Annotated in this window: 20 protein-coding genes; 16 read left to right on the forward strand and 4 right to left on the reverse strand. The window is 60.6% G+C overall.

Translation table 11 applies throughout. From position 1 onward, the window contains the following. Positions 1-87: 87 nt before the first annotated feature. On the reverse strand, positions 88-879 hold the full coding sequence (locus ACOYXG_RS08285) for a hypothetical protein (RefSeq protein WP_183782106.1): 792 nt from the start codon (positions 877-879) through the stop codon (positions 88-90). A 99-nt stretch (positions 880-978) separates the two neighbouring features. Next, positions 979-1,932: an alpha/beta hydrolase gene (locus ACOYXG_RS08290; protein ID WP_414888137.1), complete on the reverse strand. Its 954-nt coding sequence runs from the start codon at positions 1,930-1,932 to the stop codon at positions 979-981. A gap of 130 nt (positions 1,933-2,062) precedes the next feature. Here ACOYXG_RS08290 and aroC point away from each other — a divergent pair, with 130 nt between their 5' ends. The 5 genes from aroC (at position 2,063) to mtnC (ending at position 6,280) form a co-directional block, all read left to right on the forward strand. Next, positions 2,063-3,154 (forward strand): chorismate synthase, encoded by a 1,092-nt coding sequence (aroC, locus tag ACOYXG_RS08295; protein WP_027613332.1) that lies wholly within the window; start codon positions 2,063-2,065, stop codon positions 3,152-3,154. 31 nt (positions 3,155-3,185) lie between these two features. Continuing rightward, a complete protein-coding gene (locus ACOYXG_RS08300; RefSeq protein WP_086794744.1) occupies positions 3,186-4,331 on the forward strand; it encodes an MFS transporter in 1,146 nt (381 codons plus the stop codon). Next, complete coding sequence (locus ACOYXG_RS08305; protein WP_041068872.1) at positions 4,328-4,954, forward strand: methylthioribulose 1-phosphate dehydratase; 627 nt, start codon at positions 4,328-4,330, stop codon at positions 4,952-4,954. The genes ACOYXG_RS08300 and ACOYXG_RS08305 overlap by 4 nt, the downstream gene beginning before the upstream one ends. Positions 4,955-5,046: 92 nt before the next feature. Then, positions 5,047-5,592: a 1,2-dihydroxy-3-keto-5-methylthiopentene dioxygenase gene (locus ACOYXG_RS08310; protein WP_027613329.1), complete on the forward strand. Its 546-nt coding sequence runs from the start codon at positions 5,047-5,049 to the stop codon at positions 5,590-5,592. Positions 5,593-5,596: 4 nt separating this feature from the next. After that, positions 5,597-6,280, forward strand: a complete 684-nt coding sequence (gene mtnC / locus ACOYXG_RS08315; protein WP_027613328.1) for an acireductone synthase — start codon at positions 5,597-5,599, stop codon at positions 6,278-6,280. A gap of 193 nt (positions 6,281-6,473) precedes the next feature. On the opposite strand, the gene ACOYXG_RS08320 is transcribed toward mtnC, so the two are convergent. Continuing rightward, a complete protein-coding gene (locus ACOYXG_RS08320) occupies positions 6,474-6,752 on the reverse strand; it encodes a DUF3509 domain-containing protein (protein WP_027613327.1) in 279 nt (92 codons plus the stop codon). 379 nt (positions 6,753-7,131) lie between these two features. On the opposite strand from ACOYXG_RS08320, the gene ACOYXG_RS08325 reads away from it, so the two are divergent. The 10 genes from ACOYXG_RS08325 (at position 7,132) to ACOYXG_RS08370 (ending at position 16,399) form a co-directional block, all read left to right on the forward strand. Beyond that, on the forward strand, positions 7,132-8,970 hold the full coding sequence (locus ACOYXG_RS08325; protein ID WP_460356973.1) for a long-chain-acyl-CoA synthetase: 1,839 nt from the start codon (positions 7,132-7,134) through the stop codon (positions 8,968-8,970). Positions 8,971-9,067: 97 nt separating this feature from the next. After that, positions 9,068-9,586, forward strand: coding sequence for an ankyrin repeat domain-containing protein (locus ACOYXG_RS08330; RefSeq protein ID WP_027613325.1), 519 nt, complete (start codon positions 9,068-9,070; stop codon positions 9,584-9,586). A 158-nt stretch (positions 9,587-9,744) separates the two neighbouring features. Then, positions 9,745-10,275, forward strand: a complete 531-nt coding sequence (locus ACOYXG_RS08335; protein WP_330207806.1) for a hypothetical protein — start codon at positions 9,745-9,747, stop codon at positions 10,273-10,275. Between the two features lie 71 nt (positions 10,276-10,346). Beyond that, complete coding sequence (locus tag ACOYXG_RS08340) at positions 10,347-10,538, forward strand: PLDc N-terminal domain-containing protein (protein WP_007960694.1); 192 nt, start codon at positions 10,347-10,349, stop codon at positions 10,536-10,538. Between the two features lie 255 nt (positions 10,539-10,793). Next, the gene (speE, locus tag ACOYXG_RS08345) at positions 10,794-11,669 is read left to right on the forward strand and encodes a polyamine aminopropyltransferase (protein WP_041068886.1); all 876 of its coding nucleotides are present in this window, start codon (positions 10,794-10,796) and stop codon (positions 11,667-11,669) included. A gap of 289 nt (positions 11,670-11,958) precedes the next feature. Beyond that, positions 11,959-12,192 (forward strand): hypothetical protein, encoded by a 234-nt coding sequence (locus ACOYXG_RS08350; protein WP_027613323.1) that lies wholly within the window; start codon positions 11,959-11,961, stop codon positions 12,190-12,192. Between the two features lie 212 nt (positions 12,193-12,404). Beyond that, on the forward strand, positions 12,405-12,752 hold the full coding sequence (locus ACOYXG_RS08355; protein ID WP_007960698.1) for a ribonuclease E inhibitor RraB: 348 nt from the start codon (positions 12,405-12,407) through the stop codon (positions 12,750-12,752). Positions 12,753-13,226: 474 nt separating this feature from the next. Beyond that, positions 13,227-14,636: a circularly permuted type 2 ATP-grasp protein gene (locus ACOYXG_RS08360; protein ID WP_027613322.1), complete on the forward strand. Its 1,410-nt coding sequence runs from the start codon at positions 13,227-13,229 to the stop codon at positions 14,634-14,636. Between the two features lie 12 nt (positions 14,637-14,648). Beyond that, positions 14,649-15,599 (forward strand): alpha-E domain-containing protein, encoded by a 951-nt coding sequence (locus ACOYXG_RS08365; RefSeq protein ID WP_027613321.1) that lies wholly within the window; start codon positions 14,649-14,651, stop codon positions 15,597-15,599. Then, complete coding sequence (locus ACOYXG_RS08370) at positions 15,596-16,399, forward strand: transglutaminase family protein (protein WP_027613320.1); 804 nt, start codon at positions 15,596-15,598, stop codon at positions 16,397-16,399. The genes ACOYXG_RS08365 and ACOYXG_RS08370 overlap by 4 nt, the downstream gene beginning before the upstream one ends. A 120-nt stretch (positions 16,400-16,519) precedes the next feature. On the opposite strand, the gene ACOYXG_RS08375 is transcribed toward ACOYXG_RS08370, so the two are convergent. Beyond that, on the reverse strand, positions 16,520-17,287 hold the full coding sequence (locus tag ACOYXG_RS08375; RefSeq protein ID WP_460358416.1) for a c-type cytochrome: 768 nt from the start codon (positions 17,285-17,287) through the stop codon (positions 16,520-16,522). Positions 17,288-17,926: 639 nt separating this feature from the next. Between ACOYXG_RS08375 and ACOYXG_RS08380 the strand changes: the two genes are divergently transcribed. Further along, on the forward strand, positions 17,927-19,132 hold the full coding sequence (locus ACOYXG_RS08380; RefSeq protein ID WP_027613317.1) for an acetyl-CoA C-acetyltransferase: 1,206 nt from the start codon (positions 17,927-17,929) through the stop codon (positions 19,130-19,132). The last annotated feature ends 11 nt before the right edge of the window (positions 19,133-19,143 follow it).

Below are 19,143 nucleotides of genomic sequence, written 5' to 3' on the forward strand. Positions count from 1 at the left end.
TCGCGAGCAGGCTCGCTCCCACAGGGAAGTGCATTCCAAGGTGGGAGCGAGCCTGCTCGCGAATAGCCGCGCCGCGGTCTCAAGCCATCAGCGGTGTGTGGCAATCCAGATCAACAACCCCGCCTGAAACACCGCAAACGCCACCAGACAGGTAATGGTGAAGCGCAAACCAGCGTCTTCACGCTTGAACTTGCTGACCTTCTCTTCCTGCTTCTTCAGCTTCACTTCCTGCTCGGCCAGGTTCTGCTCGGCCTGTTGCAGCATCTGCGCCGCTTCGAGAATCTCGACGATCTGCAGCTTCTCGCTGTTCCAGTCGCCCAACAGGTCACCGACCTGTACCTCTTTGACGCTGCCCTTCAAATGCTGGGCGTCGGCGTAAACCACGTCAAAACCATGCACGCGCAAGAAGTGATCGCGACGCAGGCGGGTGTCTTCGTTCAGCGCGTCCTTGTTGTTCAAGTCCATGCCGTCGACGGTGTAGGCGGGCCAGCGTTTTTTCGCCCAATTGATGCCTTGTGCAGCCATGAAACGACCGATACCACGGTTCAACGGTTCGATCTGCAAACCGCTGTCGGGGCCGAAGTGCACACGTTTGCTGGTGTGATTGACCCACACATCCAGATGGTTCTGCTCTTTACGCACGCGCTGACCGGGCAGTTTGATCGCCATGCGCATCAGGCTGTGTTCTTTGCTGTTGCGCTCGGCGTAGCCGAACTCGACAAAGCGCAACGGCCGGCCACCGGTGTGACGGTCAGTCTGCAGTGGGGCCAGGCGGAGCATCTTGTGGTGCTCGACGCTGACGTCCGCCCATGGCAGCTCGACCGCTGGCGGTGCGTCTTTTTCAGCGGTGGTGTCGGGTGAAGTCGGGGTATCAGTCATAACGGCGAGATCCTGTCCAAGCCCTGCTTGTCGCCAGCCGATACGCTGGCGACAAAGGCTTATCGGCCGTTTTTTGCAGGACTGGAGGGCAAACTACGGTTAACGGTTGCGAATGCCGTCAATAAATTCGATGAGTTTGCCGCCCAGTTCCGCCGCCAGTGGCAAATTGGGGTCCTTGTACGAGGCCAATTGCCGCTTCACATCGGCGGGGACGATGCGCATGACGTGGTTCATGCCTTCGATCACCACCAGTTCGGCGTCGGGTTTGGCGGCTTTCAGCGCCTGCGCATCGCCGACGCCGACCTGCATGTCGTTGCTGCCCTGGACGATCAGCGCCGGCATCTTCAGTTGCGCAAAAGCCTTGGCCGGGTCCTGGCGGAAAAGCGAAATCAGATACGGCTGCACGCTCGGGCGGAAGATCGGTTGCAACGGCGCCGGCACGTCGGCATCGGTGTGACCGGCCTTGAGGCTGTCGAGAATCTGGTTGCTGCGCAGCATCAACGGTGGCGGCAGGCTACGGGCCAGTTGTTCGCGGATTACCTGATCCACCGGGCGGGCGCTGCCGGACAGCGAAATCAGCGCAGCGGCGTCGGCACGCGGGGCGGCGAGGGTGGCAATCAGTGCACCTTCGCTGTGACCGAGCAGAATCAACGGGCCGAAGCGCGGATCGTTTTTCAGCTTCTGGCTCCACGCCACGGCGTCGTCGACGTAGCCTTCCACCGACAGATTGCGCTCGTCAGGTGTGGCCGGCCGGCTCGCAGCCACCCCGCGCTTGTCATAGCGCACGCTGGCGATGTTGTGTTTGGCCAGCACCCAGGCCAGCCGCTTGAGGCTGTCATTGCGCCCGCCATCGGGATTATTGCCGTCACGATCTGTAGGACCGGAGCCGGCAAGGATTAGGACAACCGGCACTGGGTTGTCGGATTTTGGCAGCAACAGCGAGCCGAAAAGTTCACCGCTCCCGGTATCCAGAGAGATCGGGCGCTGCAGGACAGTCGCGTGGGCAAAACCGGTAAACAGGGTAAGACTCAAGATCAGAACTCGCAGCATCATCACGCCATCATTCGCCAAGGTGCCGGTTGGACTCACCAACACCACTAAGGTTCGAGGATGAACTACTCGGTTAGCCTGCGTATACTGGCGCGCATCACGAATTCGGGTTTGATTTCACGGAGCGTCCTGCATGTCCGGCAATACCTACGGCAAGTTGTTCACTGTCACCACCGCTGGCGAGAGCCATGGTCCGGCGTTGGTCGCCATTGTCGACGGCTGCCCGCCGGGCCTGGAGATCTCCCTCGAAGACCTGCAGCGCGACCTCGATCGGCGCAAGCCAGGCACCAGCCGCCACACCACCCAGCGTCAGGAAGCCGATGAAGTCGAAATCCTTTCCGGCGTGTTCGAGGGCCGCACCACCGGTTGCTCGATCGGCCTGCTGATCCGCAACACCGACCAGAAGTCCAAGGACTACTCGGCGATCAAGGATCTGTTCCGCCCGGCGCACGCCGACTACACCTACCACCACAAATACGGCGAGCGCGACTACCGTGGTGGCGGTCGCAGCTCGGCGCGGGAAACCGCGATGCGTGTGGCGGCAGGTGCGATTGCCAAAAAGTATCTGGCCAGCCAGGGCATCGTCATCCGTGGCTACATGAGCCAGCTCGGCCCGATCGAAATCCCGTTCAAGACCTGGGATTCGGTGGAACAGAACGCGTTCTTCAGCCCGGATCCGGACAAGGTCCCGGAACTGGAAGCCTACATGGACCAGTTGCGCCGCGATCAGGACTCGGTCGGGGCGAAGATCACCGTAGTCGCCGAAGGCGTGATGCCGGGCCTCGGCGAGCCGATTTTCGACCGCCTCGACGCTGAACTGGCGCATGCGCTGATGAGCATCAACGCGGTGAAAGGCGTGGAAATCGGCGCCGGTTTCGCCTGCGTCGCTCAGCGCGGCACCGAGCATCGCGATGAACTGACCCCGCAAGGTTTCCTCAGCAACAACGCTGGCGGCATCCTCGGCGGCATCTCGTCCGGTCAGCCGATCGTCGCGCATCTGGCACTGAAGCCAACGTCGAGCATCACCACCCCGGGCCGTTCGATCGACATCCACGGCAACCCGGTAGATGTGATCACCAAGGGCCGTCACGACCCGTGCGTCGGCATCCGCGCCACGCCGATTGCCGAAGCGATGATGGCCATCGTGCTGATGGATCACCTGCTGCGTCATCGTGGGCAGAACGCCGACGTGCGCGTCAGCACCCCGGTGCTGGGTCAGCTTTGATGGTTGATCGCCAAGCCGTCGCGGTCTGACCGTGGCGGCGCTCCCGTACTGGCGGCTGTCCAGTTTCTATCTGTTCTATTTCGCCTTGCTCGGCTCGACAGCGCCGTTTCTGGCGCTGTACTTCGATCATCTCGGCTTCAGCCCTGCGCGCATCGGCGAGCTGGTGGCGATCCCGATGCTGATGCGCTGTGTGGCGCCGAACATCTGGGGCTGGCTCGGCGACTACACCGGCAAACGCCTGGCCATCGTGCGCTTCGGTGCGGTGTGTACGCTGCTGACGTTCTCGCTGATTTTCGTCAGCAAGACCTACGCCTGGCTGGCGATGGTCATGGCGTTGCACGCGTTCTTCTGGCACGCGGTGCTGCCGCAGTTCGAAGTCATCACCCTCGCGCACTTGCAGGGGCAAACCGCGCGCTACAGCCAGATTCGCCTGTGGGGCTCGATCGGTTTCATCATCACCGTGGTCGCGCTGGGCCGTTTGTTCGAATGGCTGAGCCTCGACATCTACCCGGCGGCGCTGGTGCTGATCATGGCCGGCATCGTCCTCAGCAGCCTGTGGGTGCCGAACGCGCAGCCACCGCAAGGTAATCGGCCGAGCGGGGAGGGCTTTCTCAAGCAGCTGCGCAGCCCCGGTGTGCTGGCGTTTTACGCCTGTGTCGCGCTGATGCAGATGAGCCACGGCCCGTATTACACCTTTCTGACCTTGCACCTTGAACGCCTCGGTTACACACGCGGCACAATCGGCATGCTCTGGGCCGTGGGCGTGGTCGCCGAGGTGCTGATGTTCATGGCGATGAGCCGGATTCTCGTGCGCTTTTCCTTGCGTCGGGTGCTGATGGCGAGTTTTCTGCTGGCGGCGCTGCGCTGGTTGCTGCTAGGTTCGTTCGCCGAATTCCTCTGGGTACTGTTGTTGGCCCAGGTGCTGCACGCGGCGACCTTCGGCAGCTTTCATGCGGCTGCCATCGCCTTCGTGCAACGTAGTTTCGGTGCGCGTCAGCAAGGTCAGGGCCAGGCGCTGTACGCCGCGCTGGCCGGTACTGGCGGCGCGCTCGGCGCGTTGTATTCCGGTTACAGCTGGAATGCCCTCGGCGCCACATTGACCTTTAGTATTGCCAGTCTCGCGGCGCTCGCTGCTGCCGTTATCATTGCCACACGTATGCAAGAGGACAGGCCATGAGCCTTACGCGTGAACAGCTCGCCCAGCAGATCGTCGACGCCGGGCGTTTCCTTTATGGTCGCGGCTGGTCGCCGGCCACCAGCAGCAATTACTCGACGCGTCTGTCGCCGAGCGAAGCGCTGCTGACCGTGTCCGGCAAGCATAAGGGCCAGTTGGGCCTGGACGACGTGCTCGCCACGGATTTGTCCGGCAACAGCCTGGAACCGGGCAAAAAGCCCTCGGCCGAAACCCTGCTGCACACCCAGCTCTACAGCTGGCGCGCGGAGATCGGTGCGGTGCTGCACACCCACTCGGTGAACGCCACGGTGCTGTCGCGCCTGACGCCGCAAGACTTTATCGAGTTCGAAGACTACGAACTGCAAAAAGCCTTCAGCGGCATCTCCACCCATGAATCGCGGGTGCGCGTGCCGATCTTCGACAACGACCAGGACATTGCGCGCCTCGCCGCCAAGGTGCAGCCTTGGCTCGACGCCCATCCCGATTGCGTCGGTTATCTGATTCGCGGCCACGGCCTCTACACCTGGGGCGCGCAGATGAGCGATGCCCTGCGGCAGATCGAGGCCTTCGAATTTCTGTTTGAATGCGAGTTGAAAACCCGCAGCGTCATGAACCGCCAAGGCTGACTTCACCAGAAGCCGCCCATTTGCCTGATCAAATGCACTGCCCGACCGGTCTGCAAGAGCCGGACGGCAAGGCCGATACCGAGGAATTGCCCATGAGCAGCCTGTCCGTCTATCACGTATCCAGCCCCGAGATTCCGAACAAGGTGCTGACCCATTTCGAAGACATCGCCTCGACGCTCGCCGAGCAGGGCGTGCGCTTCGACCGCTGGCAAGCCGCCGCGAAGATCCAGCCCGGCGCCAGCCAGGAGGAGGTGATCAGCGCCTATCAGGAGCAGATCGACAAACTGATGACCGAGCGCGGTTACATCACCGTCGATGTGATCAGCCTCAACAGCGACCACCCGCAAAAAGCCGAACTGCGCGCCAAGTTCCTTGAAGAACACCGCCATGGCGAAGACGAAGTGCGCTTTTTCGTTGCCGGTCGTGGCCTGTTTACCCTGCACATCGACGATTATGTCTACGCGGTGTTGTGCGAGAAGAACGACCTGATCTCGGTGCCGGCCGGTACCAAGCACTGGTTCGACATGGGCGAGCACCCGCACTTCGTGGCGATTCGCCTGTTCAACAACCCGGAAGGCTGGGTCGCGAATTTCACCGGCGAAGACATCGCCGGGCGCTTCCCACGTCTGGAGGACTGAGCCGATGCCGATCAAAGCCATTGTCACTGACATTGAAGGCACCACCAGCGCGGTGAGTTTCGTTTTTGATGTGCTGTTCCCGTATGCGGCCAAACACCTGCCGGACTTCGTGCGACAGAACGCCGAACGTGCCGATGTGGCTGAGCAACTCGACGCCGTGCGCCGCGACAGCAATGCACCGCAGGCCGATGTTGAACGGGTTGTTGAAATTCTCTTGAGCTGGATCGAGGAAGATCGCAAAGCCACGCCGCTCAAAGCCTTGCAAGGCATGGTCTGGGCGCAGGGTTATCACGCCGGGCAGTTGAAGGGCCACGTGTACCCGGATGCCGTTGAAGCGCTCAAGCGCTGGCATCAGGCCGGTTATCAACTGTTTGTGTATTCGTCGGGTTCGATCCAGGCGCAGAAGCTGATCTTTGGCTGCTCCGAGGCGGGAGATCTGACACCGCTGTTCAGCGGGTATTTCGATACCACGTCGGGGCCCAAGCGTGAGGCGCAGTCTTACACCAACATTCAACAGGCGATTGGTGTCGAGCCGCAGGACATTCTGTTTCTGTCCGACATTGTTGAGGAGCTGGATGCCGCTCAATCGGCAGGCCTGCAGACCTGCGGCCTGGCGCGCGAGGGTGGGGAGCTGGGAAGCCATATCACCGTCGACAGCTTCACCGGCATCGAACCCGAAGCCTTCTAACCACCCTCAATCCAATGTGGGAGCGGGCTTGCTCGCGAAAGCGGTGTGTCAGCCAAATATTTTTGACTGACACGCCGCTTTCGCGAGCAAGCCCGCTCCCACACGGAGTTTTGCATCAGCCAAAAAAACAGGCCGGACAGTGAAAACTGCCCGGCCTGTTTTTGTTTAAGGCTGTTTAAAACCTCGAATCAAATTACAGCGAGTGATACGTCGGCAGGGCAAAGCGCTGCTGGCTTTGCAGCATCGCAATCTGCGGCAGCTCACTGGCTTCTTCCGCCAGGTCACGACGGATCGCGCTGATCGCCCACGACAGTTGGTCGGCGTTGTGCATTTGCTGATACGTCAGGGCGCGCTTGAACACTTTGCCTTCACTGCTGCGCAGCGTCAGCAGAATCCCGCCATCGGGACGTGGCGCAGTGGTGACGTTGAAGTTGGAGAACAGCGAGGTAAATTTTTCTTGGATCAGGCTCATGTCTTTCAGCTCCGTATGCACTTGAATGGCAAGCATGCAGAGGAGGTTGCAGCGATTGTGCCAGCACACCGAAAAATAAAAACGTATATAAATCAATAAGTTAAAAATCGTGAAATTTGCATGGCTCGTGCAATCTGCATGAATGGCCATCGTGCATCCTGCATTTTGCGGGATTCTCATGAGTTGAACGGAACCAAACGGCAAAGTCGTAATCACCGCCGCCAGGCGTGACAGGGCGGATACAAAACATTGCAAAAACCGCGTGTACAGGCCGAGAAGCGCTGACGTATTTTCGATCTCGACCTTGCCCACAACGCAGGTCATGCCCACAGCCCGAACAATAAAAAAACCGGCCAACCAGGCCGACCGGGGAGCTGCCATGCGTCACGCGTCGAGCGACACGATTACCTGGAGCATGATGCTCCGCAAACTGCCGACGATCGCCAAAGCCATCCCGCGGGTGGTCAAGGGCATGAAAGTCGCCAACGTCACGGATCCGACCCAAACGTGTGGCCTCGGCTGGACCTTCGAGCAAGCAACGCTGCGCAATCCAGAGGGGCAGGCGATCTTGCAGGACAACGTCTTGCTGACCTATGCGCAGGTCAACCAGTGGGCCAATCGCATCGCCCACTATCTGAGCGCGCAGGGGATCGGCAAGGGCGATGTGGTCGCGGTGTTCATCGAAAACCGTCCCGAGCTGCTGGTGACCATTCTGGCGCTGGCCAAACTCGGCGCGGTCAGTGCGCTGCTCAATACTTCGCAGACCCGCGACACGCTGATCCACAGCGTGAACCTGGTGGCGCCGGTGGCGATTGTGCTTGGCGAGGAACTGCAGCCAGCGTTTTCTGCAATCCGCGAGCAAGTGTCGATCGCCGCGTCGCGCACCTGGTTCATCGCTGACCGTGACACCTATAGCCACCCGGGTATTGCGCCCGAGGGCTACATCAACCTGATCAGCGCCAGTGCCGACGCTTGCGCTGAAAACCCGCCCAGCAGCGGCGAAGTGTTCTTCAACGATCCGTGCTTTTACATCTACACGTCGGGTACCACCGGCCTGCCCAAGGCCGGGGTGTTCAAGCACGGCCGCTGGATGCGCAGCTCGGCCAGCTTCGGCATGATCGCCCTGAACATGAGCCCCGACGACGTCGTCTATTGCACCTTGCCGCTGTACCACGCCACCGGCCTATGCGTGTGCTGGGGCTCGGCGATCAACGGCGCCTCCGGGTTCGCGATCCGTCGCAAGTTCAGCGCCAGCCAGTTCTGGAATGACGTGCGCCGTTATCGCGCGACCACCATCGGCTATGTCGGCGAGCTGTGCCGTTATCTGGTCGATCAACCGGCCAGCGCCGACGACAGCCGTCACCCGGTGCGCAAGATGATCGGCAACGGCTTGCGTCCCGGCGCCTGGGCCGAATTCAAGACCCGGTTTGCCGTCGAGCACATCTGTGAGCTGTACGCGGCAAGCGACGGCAACATCGGCTTCAGCAACATTCTCAACTTCGACAACACCATCGGTTTTTCGCTGATGGCCTGGGAGCTGGTGGCGTACGACCACGACAGCGGTGAGCCGTTGCGCAGCGCCGATGGTTTCATGCGCAAGGTCGGCAAGGGCGAGCAGGGCTTGCTGCTGGCGCGGATTGATGAAAAGGCACCGCTGGATGGCTATACCGACCCGCAGAAAACCGCCAGGGTGGTACTGCACGACGTGTTCAGCAAGGGCGACCGCTTCTTCAACACCGGCGATCTGCTGCGCAATATCGGCTTCGGTCATGCGCAGTTCGTCGATCGCCTCGGCGATACCTATCGCTGGAAGGGCGAGAATGTCTCGACCACTGAAGTGGAAAACCTCTTGCTGCAACATCCGCTTATCTCCGAGGCAGTCGCCTACGGCGTGGAGGTGCGCAACACCAATGGCCGCGCCGGTATGGCCGCAATCACGCCCGCCGAGTCACTGGCGACCCTGGATTTCGCCGAATTGCTCGCGTTCGCCCGCCAGCGCATGCCGGCCTACGCGGTGCCGCTATTCCTGCGGGTGAAGGTGAAAATGGAAACCACCGGGACTTTCAAATACCAAAAGACCCGATTGAAAAACGAGGGCTTCGACCCCGGCCAGACAGGTGATGATCCGATTTACGCGTGGCTGCCTGGCACCCAGACTTACGTGCAAGTGACGGACGAAATTCTGGCCGATATTCATCAGGGCAAATATCGCTATTGAGATTGGCTATGGCACGACTTGAGAAAAAGGGGGTGACAGCTATCGTCGCGCTCGGGAAACTGTCGGCTTTGCGAATAACCGAAAGTGGAGTTGCCCTATGTCTGACCAGAGCCGCCAGATGACCCCTGAAGAAGCTGCCGAATTCACCGAGCAGGTTTTCAACAAGGCGCGCGAAGGTGATGCGCTGATGCTCGATCGGCTGATCAGCGCCGGTTTGCCGGTGAACCTGAAAAACAGCAAGGGCGACACCCTGCTGATGCTCGCCAGTTACTATGGCCACGTCGACGCCGTGCAGGTGCTGCTCAAGCACAAGGCCGACCCGGAAATGCGCAACGGCAACGGCCAGAGCCCGATTGCCGGCGCCGCGTTCAAGGGCGATCTGGCGGTGGTCAAGGCGCTGGTGGAAGCGGGCGCCGAGATCGAAGGCTCGTCCTTCGACGGCCGTACCGCGCTGATGATGGCGGCGATGTTCAACCGTGTTGAAATCGTTGATTACCTGATCAGCAAGGGCGCCGACCCGCAAGCCAAGGATGCCAATGGCGTCACCGCGCTGGACGCGGCCCGCACCATGGGCGCGGTCGATACCACGGCGCAGCTGGAAAAACTGCTGGCCTGATCAGGTCAAAAGATCGCAGCCTGCGGCAGCTCCTACAGGTCTCACATTCGTTCGCCAAATGGGCGCGGAACTTGTAGGAGCTGCCGCAGGCTGCGATCTTTTGCTTTGTGCGCTATCCTCCGCGCCCTCAAATTCAACCTTCCACAGGATCCGCCCTCATGAAAGCCGCACTCGTTGAACTCATCAGCAAAATCAGCTCCGGCTGCATGGGCGAGGACGAGATCCTGAACGTGGCGGACGAAGCGGCGCAGGCCTATGCCGATGCCGAAGCCTTTCTGGCGGCCAACCCGGACATCAACTACGACGACACCTTCCCGATCCCGCTGGGCGAGTGGGTGGTGGTCGGCAGCCTGCCGGAAACCGTGCTGTTCCAGGCTGATACCTACGCTGACCTGTTCGCGCAGATCGTCGCCTCGTTCGGCCCGGGCGTCGATTTCAACCTCAAGCCCAAACAACTGGCCAAGACCGAAGCGCTGACTGCGCTCAATCGCATCCAGGTGCAGATGAGCAGCCTGAACAAGGAAAACGGCGGTTACACGCTGATGAACTTCAGCCAGTTGCTCGACGACGAGCTGCAAGTGGTGCTGGTCTACGGCAACGACGTGCCACGGGTGCTGGAGCTGTGCGCCGAAGTCGGCATCGCTGCTGCGCCTTCGCTGGAAGCGCTGAAAGTCGCCGTTCACGTCTGAACGCAATAAAAGGGAACCCTGCGCGCGACCGTCTATCCTAAAAGTGCATGCCACTATTCTGGAGCGACACCATGGGTTCCACGTTCAACGGTCTGATTGGCCTGATCATTCTCGCCCTCGATATCTGGGCGATCATCAACGTACTGAAAAGCGGCGCCGAGACCGGGATGAAAATCCTCTGGGTTCTGCTGATCATCCTCCTGCCAGTACTTGGCCTGATCATCTGGGCGATCGCCGGGCCACGGGGCAATGTGCGGGTCTGACGCTTTCCCGAAAACACGCTGATCCCCTGTGGGAGCGGGCTTGCTCGCGAAGGCGATTGTTCAGTCGAAACACAGGTTGAATGACACTCCGCTTTCGCGAGCAAGCCCGCTCCCACATTGGTCTTGCGATACCTCCAGAGTGTGCTCTGTCGGAGGAAGGTTCGACCTGTCATCTTCGGCAACGTAGAATGCGCGCCTTTCCCGGGCAATCGTCCCCCACGATTGGCGCCCGCGCATTCATCGGAGCACTTGACCATGACCGTCACCAAAACCAGCGAGTACCTGGAAACCCTCTACGAAGGCTACGGCCAGCGTTTTCGCATGGAAAAACTGCTGCACGAAGTGCGCACCGAACACCAGCACCTGGTGATTTTCCAGAACCCGCGCATGGGCCGGGTGATGGCGCTGGACGGCGTGATCCAGACCACCGAAGCCGATGAATTCATCTACCACGAAATGCTCACCCACGTGCCGATCCTCGCCCACGGCACCGCCAAACGCGTGCTGATCATCGGCGGCGGCGACGGCGGCATGCTGCGCGAAGTGACCAAACACGCCAGTGTCGAGCACATCACCATGGTCGAGATCGACGGCACCGTGGTCGATATGTGCAAGGAATTCCTGCCGAACCACTCCAAGGGCGCCTACGACGATCCACGGCTGAACCTGGTGATCGACGACGGCATGCGTTTCGTCGCCACCACCACGGAAAAATTCGACGTGATCATCTCCGACTCCACCGACCCGATCGGCCCGGGCGAAGTGCTGTTCTCGGAGAACTTCTATCAGGCGTGCCACCGTTGCCTGAACGAAGGCGGGATCCTCGTGACCCAGAACGGCACGCCGTTCATGCAGATCGACGAAGTCAAAACCACTGCCGGTCGCCTGCGCAGCCTGTTCCCGGACTGGCACTTCTATCAGGCGGCCGTGCCGACCTACATCGGCGGTTCGATGACCTTCGCCTGGGGCTCGACCAACCCGGCCTACCGCAAACTGAGCCGTGAAACCCTGCAACAGCGCTTCATCGGCAGCGGCATCGTCACCCGCTACTACAACCCGGAAATCCACATCGGCGCATTCGCGCTGCCGCAGTACGTGTTGCAGGCGATCAACAAGCCGAGCAACGACTGACGCACTATTCCCGGATCGGTGATAGATCCCCTGTGGTGAGGGGATTTATCCCCGATCGGCTGCGCAGCAGTCGTAAAATCGGCAGACGCGTTGGAACTGACACTATGCGTTCGCTGAATTCAGGGACGCTTCGCGCCCATCGGGGATGAATCCCCTCGCCACACAAGCCTGTTTCCCCATCGGTTAATTTTTTTTCATGTTCGTCTGCTGCAATCCTTTTGAACGATCAATCTCGCCAAAAGTCGAGATAGAAGTAAGCCCATTTGCGGGTTTGATCGAGGAGGCACCGATGCAAAAGTGGAAAGTCACTTTCGTGGACGATCATGGTGAAATTGTCGATGAGGTGTTCGAGCGCGCGGAATGCCCCAGCGACGACGAGGCTGCACGCCTGATCAAGGAACGGCTCCTGCCGGTGGCCGCCGAACTGGATATGAACGATCTTGAAGGGCGCACCACCGATGCTGGCGTGAAAAGCCTGAAAACCCAGAACAGCATCGAAATCCGCAGTATCACGCCAATCTGAAATTCTTCCTGTCACTTGAAGCACCAGGCCTTGGCAGCAGCTCTATCTTGGGGCTACTCTGCAAGCGAGATCAGCGAAACAATCGCTAAGGTCTGGTCTTGTCAGCTACATGCTTGTTTCCCGCGTGCAACCACGTTGCCGAAGTACTTTGGCCTGTAAGGCCCGGGGCGGGAATACGGAAAGTCTATCCATCTATCCGAGGGGGACGATTCATGAGCACAGCCTATCAAGAAGACATCAGCAGCAATGTTCTGCGCCGCATGAAAGAAGGCGGTTTCGACTTTTCCCGGTTCCATCCCATCGAGTTCTACGCCATTTTCCCGGACGAGGAGCGGGCGCGCAGGGCGGCAGGCAAATTTCGTGGTGAATCCATCAATGCCCAGGTCAGTGCGCGCGACGATGGCGCCTGGTCGCTGGAACTGAGCAAAGTGATGTACGCAACCTATGACGACATTGGCGATTTCGAGCAGGGCTTCTCTGCCGTGGTCGAGCCGCTGGGCGGCATCATCGAGGGCTGGGGCGTCAAGCAGGAGGTGCGTAACCGCCATCGTCTGAACTGATCTCTGGTTTCAGGTATTGAGCAACGGCTGACCTTCGGGTTGGCCGTTGTCGTTTCTGGCCGCCGAATAGTCCGTGGCAAAACCCTGAAACAAGAATCCCGGGCAAAAAAAAGCCACCGGAGAGGGTGGCTAAAGGGAAGACCGATAAGGAGAGGAAACCGGTCAGGGTTACGGCCTGCGGGGACTGCGCGGGCAGTCCGGATCAGTGGAGCTGAAACCTTCACCGGGGAAGTTTTCAGCGAATGCGCCGATTATCCGCAGCTCGGTGCGAGCGGTGAAATCAACTCTGACTATGCTGGTGATAGGCGATGCAATGCGTCGCAATGAAGCGGGGGCAATCCGGTTGGGGCCATTGCCGCACAGGAATGGTGCGGTGCTTGCGGCGTGATTATCCAACCGATTGAAATCAAAGCGTTTATGCCGATGGCACGGGCCTTGCGAAGGCCTGTAGGTCCGGGTGACAAGGAGTACGGCATGATCCGCACCTATTTTGATGAAATGTACGATGCCGGCGGCCAGGTCCGCCCGCATTACCGGGAGTTCGCCCGCTGGCTGGCCGACACGCCTGACGAGTTGCTGGCACAACGGCGACGCGAGGCCGATCTGCTGTTCCACCGGGCCGGGATCACGTTCACGCTCTATGGCGACGAGCAGGGTACCGAGCGCCTGATTCCGTTCGACACCATTCCGCGCAGCATTCCCGCCAGCGAGTGGCGGATCGTCGAGCGTGGCTGCATCCAGCGGGTCAAGGCGTTGAACATGTTCCTCGCCGACCTCTATCACGAGCAGCGCATCATCAAGGCCGGGATCATCCCCGCCGAACAGGTGCTGGCCAACGAGCAGTACCAGTTGGCGATGCAGGGCCTGGATCTGCACCGCGACATCTATTCGCACATCTCCGGCGTCGATCTGGTGCGCGATGGCGACGGTACTTATTACGTGCTCGAAGATAACCTGCGCACGCCGAGCGGCGTCAGCTACATGCTCGAAGACCGCAAAATGATGATGCGCCTGTTCCCGGAGCTGTTCGCCGCCCAGCGCATCGCGCCCATCGACCACTACCCGAATCTGTTGCTCGACACCCTGAAGAGCTCCAGCCCGATCGACGACCCGAGTGTGGTGGTGCTGACGCCGGGGCGCTTCAACAGTGCGTTCTTCGAACACGCTTTCCTGGCGCGAGAAATGGGCGTTGAACTGGTGGAGGGCGCCGACCTGTTCGTGCGTGACGACAAGGTGTACATGCGCACCACCGACGGGCCGAAAGCGGTGGACGTGATCTACCGCCGTCTCGACGACGCGTTCCTCGATCCGCTGGCATTCAACCCCGACTCGATGCTCGGTGTACCGGGGCTGCTGTCGTCCTATCGCTCGGGCAATGTAGTGCTGGCCAATGCCATCGGCACTGGGGTGGCGGATGACAAATCGGTGTACCCGTTTGTCACCGAGATGATCCGTTTCTACCTCGATGAAGAACCGATCCTGAAGAACGTGCCGACCTGGCAGTGCCGCAACCCCTCGGAACTTTCCCACGTGCTGGCCAATCTTCCGGATCTGGTGGTCAAGGAGACCCAGGGCTCCGGCGGTTACGGAATGCTGGTGGGGCCGGCGTCAACCACGGCGCAGATCGATGCGTTCCGTGAGCGGATCAAGGCCAAGCCCCACGCGTACATTGCGCAGCCGACATTGTCGCTGTCGACCTGTCCGACCTTTGTCGAAAACGGCATTGCGCCGCGTCATATCGACTTGCGTCCGTTTGTATTGTCTGGCCGCGAAACCCGAGTCGTGCCCGGCGGTTTGACCCGTGTCGCCCTGCGTGAAGGCTCCCTGGTGGTGAACTCCTCCCAGGGCGGCGGCACCAAGGACACCTGGGTGGTCGAGGATTGAAGGAAGCTTGCCATGTTAAGTAGAACTGCCTCGGATCTGTACTGGATGTCGCGTTACCTGGAGCGGGCGGAAAACCTCGCACGGATGCTCGATATCAGCTATTCGCTGTCGCTGATGCCGCAGGACGGTCGCGGCGACGGTTTGCACGAACTGGCGATGCCGCTGTTGATCACCGGCACCCTCGACGATTACCTGGAGCGTCACGGCGAACTGCATGCCGAACGCCTGTTGCATTTCTTCGCCCTGGACGCGGCCAACCCGGCGAGCATCTACAGCTGCCTCGGCGCAGCGCGAGCCAGTGCGCATGCGGTGCGCGGGCGTATCACCGCGGACATGTGGGAGAACATCAACGCTACCTGGCTGGAGATTCGCGGCATTGCCGAACAGGGCCTCAGTCGTTACGGCATGAGCCGTTTCTGCGAGTGGATCAAGGAGCGCTCGCACCTGTTCCGTGGCGCGTCCTACGGCACGATCATGCGCAACGATGCGTTCCGCTTCATTCGTCTGGGGACGTTCATCGAGCGTGCGGACAACACGCTGCGCCTGCTCGATGCGCGCTATGAAATGGCCGGCGATCAGGCCGAGGCCGTCAGTGACGGTACGGCGCACGCCTATTACCAGTGGAGTGCACTGTTGCGAGCGCTGTCATCGTTCGAGGCCTACACCGAGATCTACCGCGACGCCCCCGGCGCCCGGCATGTCGCCGAGCTGCTGCTGTTGCGCGCCGATGTGCCGCGCTCGCTGCGCGCCTGCACCGAGGAAATCGACCAGATCCTCGCCCAGTTGCCCGGCGCCAATGGCCGTCCGGCACAACGCCTTGCTGCCGAAATGGACGCGCGTCTGCGCTACACCGGCATCAACGAAATTCTCGCCGAAGGCCTGCACGCCTGGCTCACCGAATTCATCCCGCTGGTGCGCCAGCTGGGCAACGCGATTCACAGTTCATACCTGGAGGCTGCATGAGACTTTCCATTAGCCACGAGACCACCTATCACTATGAAGATCAGGTGCGGGCGAGCATCCAGTATCTGCGCCTGACCCCGCACGACAGCGAGCGTCAGCACGTGTTGAGCTGGCAGCTCGACCTGCCGCGTCCGGTGCGCGCCCAGCTCGATCCGTTCGGCAACATCCTGCATGTGCTGACCATGGACGAGCCGCACGAAGCGATCATTATCGGCGCCCGTGGCCAGGTCGATATCGACGAATTGCGCGAGGCTGAGCATGAGAGCCAGTCGGCGCTGCCGTTCCTGCGTTTCACCCGGCTGACCGAGGCCGACGAAGCGCTACGGGCGTTTGCCGACAAATCCTGCAAACAGCGGCGCGATCGCACTGCGCTGATCGACCTGATGCATGGTTTGAACCAGCACATCAGCTACACGCCGGGTTCGACTGAAGTCGACACCAGCGCCGCCGAAGCCTTTGCCGGGCGCGCCGGGGTTTGTCAGGATCACACCCATGCGTTTCTCGCTTGTGCACGCAGCCTGGGGATTCCGTCGCGTTATGTGTCGGGTTATCTGTACAGCGAGGACGCCGAGCACCTGGCCAGTCACGCCTGGGCCGAAGCGTGGCTGGATGACGCCTGGTACAGCTTTGATGTGACCAACCAATTGGCCCGCCCGGAGCGCCATCTGAAACTGGCGGTGGGCCTGGATTATCTGGATGCCTGCCCGGTGCGCGGCATGCGACGGGGCGGTGGTTGTGAGCAGATGCATGCGAAGGTGTTCGTGTCGCCGACGCCGGTTATTTCCGTGCAACAACAGTAATTTGCTTCACACAAAACCCTGTAGGAGCGAGCCTGCTCGCGAAAGCGGTTTATCAGTCAGCAATGTGGTGTCTGAAACTCCGCTTTCGCGAGCAGGCTCGCTCCCACATGGGGAGTTGCATCAGGGCTTAACCTTGCGCCCAGCCATGTGTTGCAAATAGCCGATCAACAACTGCAAATCCCTCTCCGGCAACACCTCTGCCGAAAACCCCGGCATCTTCGCCTGCGGCCACTGGCGCAAACTCTGCGGATCGCGAATGTAGCGCTTGAGAAAATCCGCGCCGAAGTACTCAGTCGGGTTGTACGGAATATTCAGATCCGGCCCGAACTGCGCATCCCCCGCACCGTTCAACCGGTGGCAGGCCAGGCAGTTCTTCTGGAACAGCGCAAAACCCTGATTCACCGGGTCATCCGCTTTCAGCTTGGGATCCGGTAACAGCGCCGGGAAGCGCTCGGCCACCGGCGCCATGCGCTTGATGCTCGCCACTTGGAACGGCCATTGCTCAGGGCTGATGTTGCCGGCCTGCGGGTCGGTCCATACCAGATAGAACGGCCCGGCGCTGTGTTTGCCCTCGGACAGCGGCGGCCACGGCTGCGCCGGGTCCTCGATCGCCAGCCAGGCCTGCGCGCCTTTGCTGTTGAGCAGCGGTACAGCGTTCAGTTCGGCGGCAAACCCGTCCAGTGCCACCGCTTGCAGGTGATCGGCCGGTTTGATCCCGGTGAGCAGCGCCGCCACGGGCACGGCTCGATACGTCATGTCTTTCTTGTAGGACACATCGTTCTTGATGGTCAGAGTTTGTGCTTGCGGATGCTTGAGCAACTCTTCGGTCTGCCAGGTGCGACTGTTCGCGCCCAGCTCCAGCGTGAGCTGCGCCGCAGACAAGGGCATGCTCAGCAGCAAGGCCCAGAACACAATGAGCGTTTTCAAATGATCGCCGTCCCTGTCGTGGAAGTGCGCAAAGGTTCGCACAGCCACGCTGGCCCGGGTAGCGGGCCAGTCACATTTTGTCTGGCGATAACGGACGCCTGCCGCTTGAGTCAGCCAATCACCTTGGTCAGATTGGGCAAAATCAACAGCAGCGTGGTGGCGAAAAGAATGAGTCCTGCTTGACGAACTTTCGGTTGTTTGAACATGGCTTGACCGCCTTTATTGTTATTTCCTGATGTCTGCCTGCATATCCATGACGGCAAACGCTGCACTTCCTGTTGAAGAACGTCGGCCCCGGCAAAACCCGACGACCCTTGACGTACATTTACTACCTTAGAGCCCGCGTCACGCTTGGCTTAGATCCATTTCATATGTATTTGCTGCCGTTTGCGATAAAAACGGCATGAGGCTTATTGCCAGCTTCTTCGCCGCCCGCTTGCTAGACAACTCGCTGACCTGAACCGGTTCACCTGAGGGTGGATGACCGTCCGTCTGAGCGTGCACGTCAACGTCATTGAGCGCTGTGGTCATTGAATCCATGCGCGCTCGGGACAACAGTGACACTACGAAATTCACTCACCGCACAGGTTCGAGGACGTCATGACCCAAGCTTTGATTTTCGATGCGTTACGCACGCCCCGCGGCAAAGGCAAGGCCGATGGCGCGCTGCACAGCGTCAAACCGGTGAATCTGGTCGCCGGGTTGTTGACCGCGCTGCAAAGCCGCACTGCGCTGGACACCAGCCAGGTCGATGACGTCGTGCTCGGCTGCGTCACGCCGATTGGCGATCAGGGCTCGGACATTGCCAAGACTGCGGTGCAGGTGGCGGATTGGGACGTTAGCGTGGCCGGCGTGCAGATCAACCGTTTTTGCGCCTCGGGTCTGGAAGCGGTCAACCTCGGCGCGATGAAAGTGCGCTCGGGCTTCGAGGATCTGGTAGTGGTCGGTGGCGTCGAGTCGATGTCGCGGGTGCCGATGGGCAGTGACGGCGGCGCCTGGGCACTGGATCCGCAAACCAATCTGCACAGCCACTTCACCCCACAGGGCGTTGGTGCGGACCTGATCGCCACCCTTGAGGGCTTCAGCCGTGAGGATGTCGATGCCTACGCGTTGCACTCGCAGCAAAAAGCCGCACGGGCGCGGGCTGACGGTTCGTTCAACAAGTCGCTGGTGCCGGTGCAGGATCAGAACGGCATCATCCTGCTCGATCACGACGAATTCATTCGCGCCGAGTCGACGATGGAAGGCCTCGGCAAACTCAAGCCAAGTTTCGAAATGATCGGCCAGATGGGGTTTGATGCCACCGCGCTGCGGGTTTACAGCCACGTCGAGCGGATCAACCACGTGCATACGCCGGGCAACAGCTCCGGGATCGTTGACGGTGCGGCGCTGATGTTGATCGGCTCCGAAGCCAAGGGCCGTGCGCTCGGCCTGCAGCCGCGGGCCCGGATCGTCGCCACGGCGGTGACCAGTACTGACCCGACCATCATGCTCACCGGCCCGGCACCGGCCACCCGCAAGGCCTTGGCCAAGGCGGGTTTGCGCGTGGAAGACATCGACCTGTTCGAGGTCAATGAGGCATTTGCCTCGGTGGTGCTCAAGTTCATCAAGGACATGGCGGTGGACCCGGACAAAGTCAACGTCAACGGCGGCTCGATCGCCATGGGCCACCCGCTGGGCGCGACCGGTTGCGCGATCCTCGGCACCTTGCTCGATGAACTGGAAACCCGGCGCCTGCGCTACGGCCTGGCGACGCTGTGCGTCGGCGGCGGCATGGGCATTGCCACCATCATCGAACGCCTCTGAGCCCCGAATTC

This window comes from Pseudomonas sp. G3-39 (assembly GCF_054790485.1).